The 13,516-nt window shown below is 69.7% G+C and carries 12 protein-coding genes; 10 read left to right on the top strand and 2 right to left on the bottom strand.

From position 1 onward, the window contains the following. Window positions 1-4 precede the first annotated feature (4 nt). Both C7416_RS09270 and C7416_RS09265 read right to left on the bottom strand, forming a co-directional pair. Window positions 5-1,477: a peptidylprolyl isomerase gene (locus C7416_RS09270; RefSeq protein WP_111518417.1), complete on the bottom strand. Its 1,473-nt coding sequence runs from the start codon at window positions 1,475-1,477 to the stop codon at window positions 5-7. A 9-nt stretch (window positions 1,478-1,486) separates the two neighbouring features. Continuing rightward, entirely contained in the window at window positions 1,487-3,928 is a 2,442-nt protein-coding gene (locus C7416_RS09265; protein WP_111518415.1) for an LPS-assembly protein LptD, read from the bottom strand. Between the two features lie 252 nt (window positions 3,929-4,180). On the opposite strand from C7416_RS09265, the gene C7416_RS09260 reads away from it, so the two are divergent. The 10 genes from C7416_RS09260 to purH all read left to right on the top strand — a co-directional run bounded on the left by C7416_RS09260 (window position 4,181) and on the right by purH (window position 13,463). Beyond that, the gene (locus tag C7416_RS09260; protein WP_111518413.1) at window positions 4,181-5,215 is read left to right on the top strand and encodes an aminoglycoside phosphotransferase family protein; all 1,035 of its coding nucleotides are present in this window, start codon (window positions 4,181-4,183) and stop codon (window positions 5,213-5,215) included. A 4-nt stretch (window positions 5,216-5,219) separates the two neighbouring features. Beyond that, window positions 5,220-6,023: an AzlC family ABC transporter permease gene (locus C7416_RS09255; RefSeq protein WP_111518411.1), complete on the top strand. Its 804-nt coding sequence runs from the start codon at window positions 5,220-5,222 to the stop codon at window positions 6,021-6,023. After that, complete coding sequence (locus tag C7416_RS09250; RefSeq protein WP_012351792.1) at window positions 6,020-6,346, top strand: AzlD domain-containing protein; 327 nt, start codon at window positions 6,020-6,022, stop codon at window positions 6,344-6,346. Before C7416_RS09255 ends, C7416_RS09250 begins: the two co-directional genes overlap by 4 nt. Beyond that, a complete protein-coding gene (gene murU, locus C7416_RS09245) occupies window positions 6,343-7,068 on the top strand; it encodes an N-acetylmuramate alpha-1-phosphate uridylyltransferase MurU (RefSeq protein ID WP_111518409.1) in 726 nt (241 codons plus the stop codon). Before C7416_RS09250 ends, murU begins: the two co-directional genes overlap by 4 nt. 83 nt (window positions 7,069-7,151) lie before the next feature. Then, window positions 7,152-8,552 carry an aminopeptidase P N-terminal domain-containing protein gene (locus C7416_RS09240; protein WP_111518407.1) on the top strand — a complete coding sequence of 467 codons (1,401 nt, stop codon included), beginning with the start codon at window positions 7,152-7,154 and terminating at the stop codon, window positions 8,550-8,552. Continuing rightward, window positions 8,549-9,028 (top strand): hypothetical protein, encoded by a 480-nt coding sequence (locus tag C7416_RS09235; RefSeq protein ID WP_111518405.1) that lies wholly within the window; start codon window positions 8,549-8,551, stop codon window positions 9,026-9,028. Before C7416_RS09240 ends, C7416_RS09235 begins: the two co-directional genes overlap by 4 nt. Beyond that, window positions 9,009-10,247 (top strand): UbiH/UbiF/VisC/COQ6 family ubiquinone biosynthesis hydroxylase, encoded by a 1,239-nt coding sequence (locus C7416_RS09230; protein WP_111518403.1) that lies wholly within the window; start codon window positions 9,009-9,011, stop codon window positions 10,245-10,247. Before C7416_RS09235 ends, C7416_RS09230 begins: the two co-directional genes overlap by 20 nt. 321 nt (window positions 10,248-10,568) lie before the next feature. Continuing rightward, window positions 10,569-11,636, top strand: coding sequence for a tRNA dihydrouridine synthase DusB (gene dusB, locus C7416_RS09225; protein ID WP_111519045.1), 1,068 nt, complete (start codon window positions 10,569-10,571; stop codon window positions 11,634-11,636). Further along, window positions 11,633-11,866, top strand: coding sequence for a Fis family transcriptional regulator (locus C7416_RS09220; RefSeq protein WP_010813887.1), 234 nt, complete (start codon window positions 11,633-11,635; stop codon window positions 11,864-11,866). Before dusB ends, C7416_RS09220 begins: the two co-directional genes overlap by 4 nt. A 22-nt stretch (window positions 11,867-11,888) precedes the next feature. Next, complete coding sequence (gene purH / locus C7416_RS09215) at window positions 11,889-13,463, top strand: bifunctional phosphoribosylaminoimidazolecarboxamide formyltransferase/IMP cyclohydrolase (protein ID WP_111518401.1); 1,575 nt, start codon at window positions 11,889-11,891, stop codon at window positions 13,461-13,463. Window positions 13,464-13,516: the final 53 nt, after the last annotated feature.

Below are 13,516 nucleotides of genomic sequence, written 5' to 3'. Positions count from 1 at the left end.
CGCGTCAGCGCTGCCGGTTGACCCGGTACTCCACGTACGCCTGCGAGCGCAGCTGGCGCACCCAGTCATCATAGGCGGCGCGCAGTTTCTGTTCGCGCACTTCGGCACGGGCGAAGTCGCGCTGCTTCTCCGGCGACAGCTCGGTCTCGCGGCGGTTCAGCACCTGGATCAGGTGCACGCCGAACTGAGTGACCACCGGCTCGGAGATCTCGTTGGGGCGCAGCCGGCTCATGGCCTGCTCGAATTCGGGCACCAGCTCGCCCGGCGACACCCAGCCCAGGTCGCCGCCGTTCTGCGCCGAGCCGTCCTGCGAGAAGCGCCTGGCCGCATCGGCAAAGTCACCGCCATGGGTGATGCGGTCGCGCAGCGTGCCGAGCTGGCGGCGCGCCTCGGCCTCGGGCATGTTGGGGCCGGTGCGGATCAGGATGTGGCGCACCTGGGTCTGCGTGATCTTGCCGGCCGCGGCCGGCCCCGAGGCCGGCGCCGCGCGCTTGGCCACCAGCTTGATCACGTGGAAGCCGGCGGCGCTCTCGACCACCTGCGGCGCCACCGCGCCCGGCTGCAGGTCGACCACGGCATTGGCGAACAGCGCCGGCAGGCGGCCGATTTCGCGGAAGCCCATGGCACCGCCCTGGGCGGCTTCCGGGCCTTCGGAGCTGGACTGCGCCAGCTGCGCGAAGTCGGCACCGCCCTGGGCCTGCTTGAGCAGCCCCTCGGCCTTGGTGCGCAATTCCTGCTTCTGCGCGTCCGAGGCATTCTCGGGCACGCGCACGAGGATCTGCGCCATGTTGTATTCGGTCGGGCCGCCGGCCGCGCCCTGGCCGCCGCGCGCCGCCAGGTAGTTGTCGATCTCGCCGTCGTAGACCTGCACCTTGGAGTCGACCTCGCGTTCGCGCAGGCGGATCACCTGCACCTGCTTGCGCAGCTCGTCGCGGTACTTGGTCCAGGTCATGCCGCTGCCCTCGACCCGGCGGCGCAGCTCGGCCGCGTTCATCTGGTTCTGCTGCGCCACCGATTCGATGGCGCGGTCGACTTCCTGGTCGGTCACGCGGATGCCGGCGTCCTGCGCGGCCTGGGTCTGCACGCGTTCCATCACCAGGCGCTCGAGCACCTCGCCCAGCAGGTCGGCGCGCGCGGGCACCGGGCGGCCGCCGGCACGCAGCTGGCTCTCGATCTCGTCGGCGCGGTCAAGCAGTTCGCGCCGCGTGATCACGCTGTTGTTGACCACCGCCACCACTTCGTCGATCAGCTGCGAGCGTTTCTGGCCGCCGGCCTGCGGCACGCCCAGCTTGGGTTGGCTGGACGGCGCGGTGACATCGGACGCCTGCGGCACGAAGATGCCGCTGGCGCGCGGCGTGCCGGGCGCCTTCAGTTGCGCGGCTGCCGGCACCGCCATCGCGGCCAGCACGGCCGGCAGCAGCAGCCGGTGCCAGGACGTCAGCAAAAAGGAAAACACGGCGAATTCTTGACGTTTCATCGTAATCCGTCATTCATAGTGATCGAACTGGGTCGTCGGCACCGGCTTGGCCGAGACCGGCTCGTAGCCCGGCACGTTCAGGCGCAGGATGTTCAACGGGTTGGACCCGATCTTGGAAAGGCCACGGAACTCCACCTGCAGGAAGACCCGCCCGGTGTAGCCCTGGGTAGTGTTGCGGAAACGCTGGTAGACCACGCGGCCGACCCAGCAGTCCGCGGCGTACTCGACGCCGGCGAGCGCATCGACCATCTGGCTGGCGGTCAGGTCGAAGGCGAAGCGCGCGATGCCGTAGGCGCGGCGCGTGATCGGCCACTGGCTCGACAGCTCGAACTGGTCGATCGCGGTGTTGTCGGTCACCGAGGTCGGCCGGCGGTAGCGATAGCCGGCGTTGAACACCTTGCGCGACTCCGGCCGGTACGTGAACGCCACGTTGCCGTAGTTGACGCGGTCCGAATCGGGGTTGTACTGCACCCCCGCATCCAGATAGTAGCCGCGGAACAGCTGGATGGTGGTGGCGGCCAGCAGGTCCGACGAGCCCGACTTGGGATCGGCCAGCGTGCCGTTGAGCTGCACGCGCTGCCCGGTGAAGTCATAGCGCTGGGCAATGGTGCCGCGGAAGCGCTCGATGCCGGTATCGGACTCGATCAGGCGCGTGGTCACGCCGCCGGTCAGCTTGTTGTTGTCGGCGATGCGGTCGTAGCCGGTGAACGGGTTCTCGCTGAAGATCTGCCCGTAGCCGAAGTCGGACTGCACCGTGTCGAACAGCGGGAACTGGCTCTGGTCGCGGAACGGCGTGTAGACGTAGAACAGGCGCGGCTCGAGCGTCTGCACGTAGTTGACCCCGAACAGGCGGCTGATGGTCGGCGCGTCGCGCTCGAAGGTCATGCCCGAATCCAGGCTGACGGTCGGGATCGCGCGCGACAGGTTGTTCTGCGCGGTCGGCGTGTTGGTGGCCGCTTCCATCTGGTACTGCGCGGCGTTGAACGACACCTTGGGCGTCACGTACCAGCCCGCGCGCACGATCGGGTAGCTGATGCTCGGCTGGAAATACATGCGCTCGCCCTGCGGCTGCTGGAAGCCGGTGGACGTCAGCGGGATGCGGAAGCGGGTGTAGTCGGCTTCCATCTGCACGTCGAAGCCGCCCAGGTCATAGCGGACGTACTTGCCGTTCAGCTGCGGCACGCGCTCGTACGACGGCTCGCTGGGGCGCAACGTCTGGAACTTCTGCACCCGCGCCAGCAGGGTGAAGTCCTGCCAGTTGTAGGTGACGCCGCCCTCCTGCGTGTACTGCCGCAGCGTCGATTGCGACACGCTGCGGTTGAAGTCGTCCGGGTAGCGGTCATCCGAGACGCGGTTCAGGTTCAGGTACGCTCCCAGCCCCGGCGCCAGTCGCTGCGTGTGCTGCAGCGAATAGGCCCAGCGGTTCGAGTTGGTCTTCCTGTCGTCCGGCAGGAACTCGGCGCGCACGCGCCCGGAGTAGGTCTCGCTCAGGTAGCGGTATTCGCCGCCGAGCTGCAGGCCCCGCTCGGTCATCAGCCGCGGGTAGATGGTCAGGTCGCGGTTGGGCGCGATATTGACGTAGTACGGCGCGGTGACATCAAAACCCGACTTCGAGCTGTAGCCCATCAGCGGCGGCAGGAAGCCGCTGCGGCGATCGTCGTTCAGCGGGAAGCTGAACGCGGGCGCGGCCGCCACCGGCACGCCGAAGAAATTCAGCACGCCGCCGTAGGCCACGCCCACCTGGCGGTCGCTGTCCAGGTCGATCCGGTTGGCGCTGAAATACCAGTCGGCATTGTCGGGCGAGCAGGTGGTGTACGACGCTTGCCGGGCCGTGCTGCGGTTCTGGTCGAGGAAATCGATACGCTCGGCCTTGCCGGTGCCGCCGGTCTGCTGGAAGTAGTAGTCCGGCGACAGCATGTAGCCTTCGTTGGCCTCGACCTTGAGCCGCGCTTCCGGGCCCACCGCCAGCGTGCCGCTGCGCGACATGCGCACATTGCCCTGCGCGAACGCCTCGTCGGTGTCCTGGTCGTAGCTCAGCTTGTCGCCCTTGATGACGCCGCCGTCGCGGCGCAGTTCGGCATGCCCTTCGAGTTCGACGCCGCGCTCGCTATAGCCGGTCATGCGGTCGGCTTCGATGAAAGTGGGGGCGTCGGGATCGGACTCGCCCCGGGCGGCCGGCTCGGCCAGGCGCGGCACCAGCTCGCCGGACTCCACCGGCAGCGGCGGCGCTGGCGGCGCGGCTTCGAACACCGGCTCGACCTGGTCGAGGTCGGGGATCGCCGAGCCGGTGATCTGCGCATGGGCGCCGGCCGACAGGCCGGCCATGGCCAGCACCAGCGGGCGCAGCGCGCCCGCGTGCAGGCCGCCGGCGCGCCTGGCACGAGCCAGGGCGCGGGGTAAGGCAGGCGAAGGCAAGGCCCTGTTGTTCGGTGATCGTTGTGATTCGGTCATTCGCACGGGTGGTCAGTCTCGGCACGGGCAGCGGCTCGCCTGCAGGCCGCCAGGCCCCCGCCGGGGCAGGCTGCGGGGCAACGCGGCCCCTCCCGGAGGCCACCGGCGCCCCGGTCTGGTCGGGTATTATACGGGGCAACCCGGGGTGCTCTTGCCGCTTACTTTCGGTTTCATTTCCGGTGTCATCGAGGGCTTTCACTTTCGTTCCGCCCCCGCGCCCCATCCCCACACGTACCTCCGACAAGTACCTGTATGGCAGCTCTTCCCCACGACCCGCGCCTGGACCAGCTCAAGGCCTGGGTGGCCGGACTCGGACCGGCATGGTCCGCCGATCCCGATTCCTGCGTCCCGGCCTCGGCCGATGCCAGCTTCCGGCGCTATTTCCGCGTCCGCACCGGCCATCGCGCGCATCCCACCGCGATCGTGATGGACGCCCCGCCGGCGCACGAGGACTGCCGCCCGTTCATCCATGTCTGCGGGCTGTTCGGCGCCGCCGGCGTGACCGTGCCGACGGTGCTGGCGCAGGACCTGGAGCAGGGTTTCCTGCTGCTGGCCGACCTTGGCAGCCAGACCTACCTGTCGAAGCTGGACGAGTCCTCCGCCCACGGCCTCTACACCGACGCCGCCGCCGCGCTGGTCCGCATCCAGGCGGCCACGCGCCCCGGCGAGCTGCCCGCCTACGACCGCGCGCTGCTGCAGCGCGAACTCGACCTGTTCCCGCAGTGGTACGTGGCCAGGCACCTCGGCGCCACGCTGTCCGAGGCCCAGCAGGCCGACTGGCACGAAGTGACGGAAGCGCTGCTTGCCAACAACCTCGCCCAGCCCCAGGTCTACGTGCACCGCGATTTCCACTCGCGCAACCTGATGGTGCTCGAGGGCACCGCCAACCCGGGCGTGCTCGATTTCCAGGACGCGGTCACCGGCCCGATCACCTACGATGCGGTGTCGCTGTGGCGCGATGCCTATATCGAATGGGATGAGGAGCAGCAGCTCGACTGGCTGATCCGCTACTGGGAACGCGCGCGCAAGGCCGCGCTGCCGGTCAACCCCGACTTCGGCGAGTTCTACCGCGACTTCGAGTGGATGGGGCTGCAGCGCCATCTCAAGGTGCTGGGGATCTTCGCCCGCCTGTACCACCGCGACGGCAAGGAGGGCTACCTCGCCAACCTGCCGCTGGTGATGAAGTACACCCGTCAGGTGGCCGGGCGCTATACCGAACTGCGCAAGCTGATCCGCCTGCTGGACGCGCTCGAAGGCGTGTCCAGCCCGGCCGGCTATACGTTCTGACGGCATGCGCGCCGACGATTCAGGTCCGGACCAGCGCCCTGTGCCAGCCATCACCGCCGCCGGCGAATGGCTGGCCGGCGCGCGCGCGCTCGCGCCGATGCTGCTGGGCGTGGTGCCGTTCGGGCTGATCTACGGCGTGCTGGCGGTCGGCGCCGGCATGCCCGCGTGGCTGGCCTGCGCCATGAGCGCGATCGTGTTCGGCGGCGCCTCGCAGATGATCCTGACCCAGCTGTGGACCGCCGGCACCCCGGCGGTGGTGATCACGCTGACGGTGGCCATGGTCAACCTGCGCCACGCGCTGTACTCGGCCACCATCGCGCCGAGCCTGGCGCACCTGCCGCGGCGCTGGAAGGCGCTGATCGCCTACCTGCTGACCGACGAGGCCTTTGCCGCGATGACGCACCGGCTGGGCGACACCGGCCCGCGCGCCCGCTACCGCCACTGGTATTACTTTGGCGGCGGCTTCGCGTTGTGGGCCAGCTGGCAGCTGTCGACGCTGGCCGGCGTGCTGGTCGGCGCCCAGGTGCCGCGCCACTGGCCACTGGATTTCTTCCTGCCGCTGACCTTTATCGGCATCATCGTGCCGGGCCTCAAACACCGCTCGCATGTCGCCGCGGCGCTGGCGGCCAGCGCGCTGGCGGTGGCCTGCTACAGCCTGCCGCACAAGCTCGGCCTGATGGTGGCGGCGCTGGGCGGCATCGCCGTCGGCATGCTGGTGCTGGGACGCGGCAACCGCCCGGGGCCCCGCGCCGCCAGCCACGCCGCGGATACCAGCACTGCCAGCACCGCCGGCAAGGAGGCCGCATGAGCGCGCTGACGCTGCTGTGGGTATTCCTGGCCGCGGGCCTGGCCACCTTCCTGATCCGCCTGTCGTTCATCGCCGTCGAAGGCCGGGTGCGGCTGCCGTCGTGGTTTCGCACCGCGCTGCAGTTCGTGCCGGCCGCGATGCTGTCGGCACTGATCGCGCCCGACCTGCTGATGCAGCAGGGCGAACTCGCCCTGACCCCGACCAACGCCAGGCTGGTGGCCGGCGTGGTCGCCATCCTGATTGCCGCACGTACCCGCAGCGTGGGCTGGACCATTGCCGGCGGCATGGCCACGCTGCTTGCCCTGGAGGCCCTGTTCCGATGAAGGTGATGATTTTTGCCGCCGGCCGCGGCGACCGCATGCGTCCGCTGACCGATGCCTGCCCCAAGCCGCTGCTGGCGGTGGGCGGCAAGCCGCTGATCGTGTGGAAGATCGAAGCGCTGGCGCGCGCCGGGCTGCGCGACATCGTCATCAACCACGCCTGGCTGGGCGCGCAGATCGAGACGGCGCTTGGCGATGGCAGCCGCTTCGGCGTGCGCATCGCCTACTCGGCCGAGGGCGAGGCGCTGGAAACCGCCGGCGGCATCGCCAAGGCCCTGCCGCTGCTGTCGCACGACCCGGTCCGCGGCGAGATCTTCCTGGCGGTGTCCGGCGACATCTTCTGCGACTACGATTTCCGCGCGCTGCTGCCGCGCGCGCAGGCGCTGGCCGGCGCGGCCGCGCCGCACATGCATCTGGTGATGGTGCCGAACCCGCCGTTCCATCCGCGCGGGGATTTCGCGCTGGACGACCACGGCCGGCTCTCGCTCGAGGCCGAGCCGGCCAGCGGCGCGCGCCTGACCTTCGGCAATATCGGTCTGTACGACACCCGGCTGTTTACCGATATCGTGCCGGGCACGCGGCTGGCCATGACGCCGATCTACCATGCCGGCATCGCCGCCGGCACCGCCACCGGCGAGCGCTTCGACGGGCGCTGGGAGAACGTCGGCACGCCGGCGCAACTGGCCGAGCTCGACGCGATGCTGTCGGCCGCACCGGGGCGCTAGCGCGCGCGACTTTGGCGCCACTGGCGCAGCGGCGCCGCCAGCGGCGGTAGAATCGGCCTGATCCTCCTTATCAGGCCAGACCAATGTCCGCACCCGACACCGCCCTCCTCGCCGCCTGCCGCGAACGCCGCGCCCGAGTGCTGCAGCACCTGCGCGCCGGCGGCGGCGGCGTGGCGATCCTGCCCACGGCGCCGGAAGCCATGCGCAACCGCGACAGCGACTATCCGTACCGGCACGACAGCTATTTCTATTACCTGAGCGGCTTCACCGAGCCCGAAGCGGTGCTGGTGCTGGTGGCCGGCGCGCCCGGCGAGCCGGCCGAGGCTGACCGCAGCATCCTGTTCTGCCGCCCCAAGCATGAAGAGCGCGAGATCTGGGACGGCTTCCGCTTCGGCCCGGAAGGCGCGCGCGCCGCGTTCGGCTTCGACGAAGCGCATTCGGTCGAAGAAATCGATGCCACGCTGCCGCCGCTGCTGGCCAACCGCGCGCAGCTGGCCTATCCGCTGGCCGATTCGATCCGCACCGACATGCAGATGCGGCGCTGGCTCGACGCCGTGCGAATGCAGGGCCGCGCCGGCGTGGCCGCGCCGTCGGTGGCGCTCGACATCCGCACGCTGCTCGATGAAATGCGGCTGTTCAAGGATGCCGGCGAGCTGGCCATCATGCGCCGCGCCGCGACGATTTCCGCCGGCGCCCATGTGCGCGCGATGCAGGCCACCCGCGCCGGCCTGCGCGAATACCACCTGGAAGCCGAGCTGCTCTATGAATTCCGCCGCCATGGCGCGCAGAGCGTGGCCTACAACTCGATCGTCGCCACCGGCCCCAACGCCTGCGTGCTGCACTACCGCGCCGGCCCGGCCGAGCTGAAGGACGGCGACCTGTGCCTGATCGACGCCGGCTGCGAGCTGGATGGCTACGCCTCCGACATCACCCGCACCTTCCCCGTCTCGGGCCGCTTCTCGCCGGCGCAGCGCGAGCTGTATGACCTGGTGGTGGCCGCGCAGCAGGCCGCCATCAACGAGACCCGCGCCGGCGTGCCCTACAACGTGCCGCATGACGCCGCCGTGCGCGTGCTGGCCCAGGGCATGCTCGACACCGGCCTGCTCGACCGCAACAAGGAAGGCACGCTCGACGACGTGCTGGCCAGCGGCAGCTACCGCCGCTTCTACATGCACCGCACCGGCCACTGGCTCGGCATGGATGTCCATGACGTGGGCGAGTACCGCGTGGCCGGCCACAGCGGCGAGGGCGAGCGGCCGTGGCGGCCGCTGCAGCCCGGCATGGTGCTGACCATCGAGCCCGGCATCTACGTGCGCCCGGCCGAGGACGTGCCCGAGCGCTACTGGCATATCGGCATCCGCATCGAGGACGACGCCGTGGTCACCGAGGGCGACTGCGAGCTGATCACGCGCGGCGTGCCGGTGCTGGCCGACGAGATCGAAGCGCTGATGCGCGACCGCGCCCCCGCCGGAGGCCAGCGATGATCAGCTGGCTGCGCAGGATCCTGCCGGGCCAGGGCGGCGCCCGCGACCAGGCCGGCAGTGCCCGGCGACCCGATCCGTCCGAACCGTTCATCGTCAACCTGTACGACGACCGCGTGGTGGTGCACCGCCCCGACGGCCAGCGCGAGGAGCTCGCCTGGAACGTGCTCGAGCGCGTGGTGGTGCGGGTCTCCGACCGCGCGCCTTGGGCCGGCAAGGCGTGGCTGATCCTGATCGGCGCGCCGGACTCGGGCCAGGGCTGCGTGGTGCCGTTCGATGCCGCCAACCATGCCGCGCTGCTGGAGCAGCTGCGCGCGCTGCCGGGCTTCAACCAGCAAAAGCTCGACAACGCACTGCGCGACGCCGCGGCCGGCAAGTCGCGCTCGGACGCGATCTGCTGGAAGCGCGGCGCCGAAGCCCAGTCCGGAACCGGCGCAGACCAGGCAGGAGACAGTGACCATGGCGGCCCAGCAGCCTGATTTCGGCGGCCCGGCCGACATCGTCATCGTCGGCGGCGGCCCGGTCGGGCTGGCGCTGGCCTGCCAGCTGTTGCGCACCACCGGCTGGCGCATCGTGCTGGCCGACGCCGCCACGCCGGCGCGCGCGGCGCGCGACCCGCGCGCGATCGCGCTGTCGCACGGCAGCCGCCAGCTGCTGGAGCAGATCGGCGCATGGCCGGTGCCGGGCAGCCCGATCGAGCATATCCATGTGTCGCAGCGCGGCCGCTTCGGCCATGTCCGCCTGCACCATGACGACTACGGGGTGCCCGCGCTTGGCTATGTGGTGCGCTACGGCGAGCTGTGCAACGTGCTCGAGCGGGCGCTGGCGCAGGCCACGCACGCGGCCGGCGAAGGCCAGCTGCGCCGGGTCTTCGAAACCCGCATCGAGCGGATCGGGCAGGATCCGGTGCCGCGTGGCGCGGACGTGCCGGACGCCGGCATCGTGCATCTGGAGGGCATCGGCCACGACGGCCAGGCGACACGGTTTGCCGCGCGCGTGGCAGTGCAGGCCGAGGGGGGGCTGTTCCATGAACAGGCCGCGCACCAGGGCCGCGGCGCGCGCACGCGCGACTATCGCCAGACCGCGGTGATCGCCCATGTCACCTGCTCGCGCCCGCAGCCCGGCTGGGCCTGGGAGCGCTTTACCGAGGAAGGCCCGCTGGCGCTGCTGCCGCACGAGGAACACGGCACGCCCGGCTACGCGCTGGTGTGGTGCTGCCCGCCGGAACAGGCCGCGCGCCGCATCGCGCTGCCGGACGCGCAGTTTGCCGCGGAGCTGGGCCAGGCCTTCGGCGACCGCATGGGCCAGTTCACGCTGGCGGGCAAGCGCCATGCCTTCCCGCTGGGGCTGAACGCCGCGCCGGTCACGGTCAACGGCCGCGTGGTCGCGGTCGGCAATGCCGCGCAGACGCTGCATCCGGTGGCCGGACAGGGGCTGAACCTGGGCCTGCGCGATGCCTTTGCGCTGGCCGACTCGCTGCGCGGCGCCTGCACCCCGCAAGCGCTGCAGGCGTTTGCCGGCCGCCATCGCCTCGACCGCGCCGTCACCATCGGCGTGACCGACCTGCTGCCGCGCGTGTTCGGCGTGGCGTACCCGCTTGCGGCCCATGCGCGCGGCGCGTCGCTGGCGGCGCTGGCATGCCTGCCGCCGCTGCGACACGCGCTGGCGCGCCACATGATGTTCGGCATGCGCCGTTGAACGGCCGGCCGCGCGCTGCCAGTGGCGCTTGCGCCACCGGCAGCGCGGCATGGCGCCACGCTCGCCGCCGTGCTGCGCCGCGGATGCTCAAATCTTGGGCAATGGCGACCGATTGGCGGTAGAATCCTGCCCTCGCACATGTCCCGATCCACCCGCCGGCAGCAGTTTCGGCAGGGGCATGTTTTTCCGTTTCGTCTCTGTTTCCTTCCCGCCCCACACAGGTTGTCCCGATCCGTCGCGGCGCATGTCGTGCGGCGACGCCGGGCCACCGGGACGGGCCACCAGAATCGCCGCTTCACCGCCACAACCGCCACCACCGCCGTGCAGATCGGACCTCACCAACTCCGCAACAACCTGTTTGTCGCCCCGATGGCGGGCGTGACGGACCGGCCTTTCCGCCAGCTGTGCAAGCAGCTGGGCGCGGGCTACGCGGTGTCTGAAATGGTCGCCTCCAACGCCCAGCTGTGGAAGAGCGAGAAGACCATGCGCCGCGCCAACCACGCCGGCGAGGTCGAGCCGATCGCGGTGCAGATCGCCGGCGCCGAGCCGTCGATGATGGCCGAGGCGGCGCGCTACAACGTCGACCGCGGCGCGCAGATCATCGACATCAATATGGGCTGCCCGGCCAAGAAGGTGTGCAACGTCGCCGCCGGCTCGGCCCTGCTGCAGAACGAGCCGCTGGTGGTGCGCATCGTCGAGGCGGTGGTCGCCGCGGTCGGCGAGCGCGTGCCGGTGACGCTGAAGATCCGCACCGGCTGGAACCGCGAAAACCGCAATGCGCTGCGCATCGCGCGCATGGTCGAGGACGCCGGCATCAGCATGCTGACCATCCACGGCCGCACCCGCGCCGACCTGTACCACGGCGACGCCGAGTACGAGACCATTGCCGCGGTCAAGGCGGAGTTGTCGATCCCGGTGGTCGCCAACGGCGACATCACCACGCCGCAGAAGGCCAGGCAGGTGCTGGCTTTGACCGGCGCCGACGCGCTCATGATCGGCCGCGCAGCGCAGGGCCGGCCCTGGCTGTTCCGCGAGATCGAGCACTTCCTCAAGACCGGCGAGATGCTGCCGTCGCCGGAAGTGGCCGAGATCCGCGCCATCATGAACGCGCACCTGGAAGACCATTACGCCTTCTACGGCGAGTTCACCGGCGTGCGCACCGCGCGCAAGCACATTGCCTGGTACACGCGCGGGCTGCGCGGCGCCAACCTGTTCCGCCACCGCATGAACACGCTGGAATCCACCACCGAGCAACTGGCGGCGGTCAACGCCTTCTTCGACGAGCAGGCGCAGTTCTCGGACCGGCTGGTGTACGTGGACGACGAGCAGGGCAAACAAGATAAAGACGAAGCGAACAACAACAATAACGGGGAGTTGCTTGCCGCATGAGCCGCAACGCTATCGACCAGTGCATCCGGGAAAGCCTGGATACGTACTTTCGCGACCTGGACGGCGAAGAGCCGTCGAACATGTACAACATGGTGCTCGAGGCGGTCGAACGGCCGCTGCTGGAAGCCGTGATGGTGCGCGCCGAGCGCAACCAGTCGCTGGCGGCCGCCTACCTGGGCATCAATCGCAATACGCTGCGCAAGAAGCTGCAGCAGCACGGTTTACTTTGAATTTGAAGCGTTTCCCACTGCCATGATCAAGCAAGCCCTACTCTCCGTTTCCGACAAGACCGGCATCGTCGAATTCGCGCGCGAACTGAACGCGCTCGGCGTCACGCTGCTTTCCACCGGCGGCACCGCCAAGCTGCTGGCCGACAGCGGCCTGCCCGTGACGGAGGTGGCCGATTACACCGGCTTCCCGGAAATGCTCGACGGCCGCGTCAAGACGCTGCACCCCAAGGTCCACGGCGGCATCCTGGCGCGCCGCGACCTGCCCGAGCACATGGCCGCGCTGGCCGAACACGATATCCCCACCATCGACCTGCTGGTGGTGAACCTGTACCCGTTCCAGCAGACCGTGGCCAAGGATGACTGCACGCTGCCGGACGCGATCGAGAACATCGACATCGGCGGCCCGACCATGCTGCGCTCGGCGGCCAAGAACCACCGCGACGTGACCGTGATCGTCGACCCGGCCGACTACGCCGTGGTGCTCGGTGAAATGCGCGCCAATGGCAACAGCGTCGGCTACGACACCAACTTCCGCCTGGCCACCAAGGTGTTCGCGCACACCGCGCAGTACGACGGCGCCATCACCAACTACCTGACCAGCCTCGGTGCCGACAAGTCGCACCAGGCGCGCAGCGCCTACCCGCAGACGCTGAACCTGGCCTTCGACAAGGTCCAGGAAATGCGCTACGGCGAGAACCCGCACCAGTCGGCGGCGTTCTACCGCGACCTGAAGGCCGTCGACGGCGCGCTCGCCAACTACGTGCAGCTGCAGGGCAAGGAACTGTCGTACAACAACATCGCCGACGCCGATGCCGCGTGGGAGTGCGTGAAGTCGTTCGACGCCGCCAGCGGGGCTGCCTGCGTCATCATCAAGCACGCCAACCCGTGCGGCGTGGCGCTGGGCGCCAATGCGCTGGAAGCGTATGACAAGGCCTTCAAGACCGACTCGACCTCGGCCTTCGGCGGCATCATCGCCTTCAACGTCGAGCTGGATGAAGCCGCCGCGCAGGCCGTGGCCAAGCAGTTCGTCGAGGTGCTGATCGCGCCGGCGTTCAGCGCCGCCGCGCGCGCGGTGTTCGCGGCCAAGCAGAACGTGCGCCTGCTCGAGATCCCGCTGGGCAAGGGCATCAACCAGTTCGACTTCAAGCGCGTCGGCGGCGGCCTGCTGGTGCAGAGCCCGGACGCCAAGAACGTGCAGCCGTCCGAACTGCGCGTGGTGACGCGCCGCCACCCGACGCCGAAGGAAATGGACGACCTGATGTTCGCCTGGCGCGTGGCCAAGTTCGTCAAGTCCAACGCCATCGTGTTCTGCGGCGGCGGCATGACGCTGGGCGTGGGCGCCGGCCAGATGAGCCGCGTCGATTCGGCCCGCATCGCCAGCATCAAGGCGCAGAACGCGGGCCTGACCCTGGCGGGTTCGGCGGTGGCGTCGGACGCGTTCTTCCCGTTCCGCGACGGCCTCGACGTGGTGGTCGATGCCGGCGCGACCTGCGTGATCCAGCCGGGCGGCTCGGTGCGCGACGATGAAGTGGTCGCCGCTGCCGACGAGCGCGGCATTGCCATGGTGCTGACCGGCACGCGGCATTTCCGCCACTAAGCACGGCACGCTCGCGGACTTGCGCAGCAAGGCCGCCGGCAAACGAAGCGGTT

The sequence above is a fragment of the Cupriavidus phytorum genome (assembly GCF_003254285.1).
Taxonomy (GTDB): domain Bacteria; phylum Pseudomonadota; class Gammaproteobacteria; order Burkholderiales; family Burkholderiaceae; genus Cupriavidus; species Cupriavidus phytorum.
The sequence above is the reverse complement of the archived record's forward strand: the minus strand, read 5'-3'. Positions and strand labels throughout refer to the sequence as shown.

What these genes read in the sequence shown, in the direction of transcription:
- C7416_RS09270 (WP_111518417.1), bottom strand. Translation starts at nt 1,477, where the DNA reads ATGAAACGTCAAGAATTCGCCGTGTTTTCCTTTTTGCTGACGTCCTGG.
- C7416_RS09265 (WP_111518415.1), bottom strand. Translation starts at nt 3,928, where the DNA reads ATGACCGAATCACAACGATCACCGAACAACAGGGCCTTGCCTTCGCCT.
- C7416_RS09260 (WP_111518413.1), top strand. Translation starts at nt 4,181, where the DNA reads ATGGCAGCTCTTCCCCACGACCCGCGCCTGGACCAGCTCAAGGCCTGG.
- C7416_RS09255 (WP_111518411.1), top strand. Translation starts at nt 5,220, where the DNA reads ATGCGCGCCGACGATTCAGGTCCGGACCAGCGCCCTGTGCCAGCCATC.
- C7416_RS09250 (WP_012351792.1), top strand. Translation starts at nt 6,020, where the DNA reads ATGAGCGCGCTGACGCTGCTGTGGGTATTCCTGGCCGCGGGCCTGGCC.
- murU (WP_111518409.1), top strand. Translation starts at nt 6,343, where the DNA reads ATGAAGGTGATGATTTTTGCCGCCGGCCGCGGCGACCGCATGCGTCCG.
- C7416_RS09240 (WP_111518407.1), top strand. Translation starts at nt 7,152, where the DNA reads ATGTCCGCACCCGACACCGCCCTCCTCGCCGCCTGCCGCGAACGCCGC.
- C7416_RS09235 (WP_111518405.1), top strand. Translation starts at nt 8,549, where the DNA reads ATGATCAGCTGGCTGCGCAGGATCCTGCCGGGCCAGGGCGGCGCCCGC.
- C7416_RS09230 (WP_111518403.1), top strand. Translation starts at nt 9,009, where the DNA reads ATGGCGGCCCAGCAGCCTGATTTCGGCGGCCCGGCCGACATCGTCATC.
- C7416_RS09220 (WP_010813887.1), top strand. Translation starts at nt 11,633, where the DNA reads ATGAGCCGCAACGCTATCGACCAGTGCATCCGGGAAAGCCTGGATACG.
- purH (WP_111518401.1), top strand. Translation starts at nt 11,889, where the DNA reads ATGATCAAGCAAGCCCTACTCTCCGTTTCCGACAAGACCGGCATCGTC.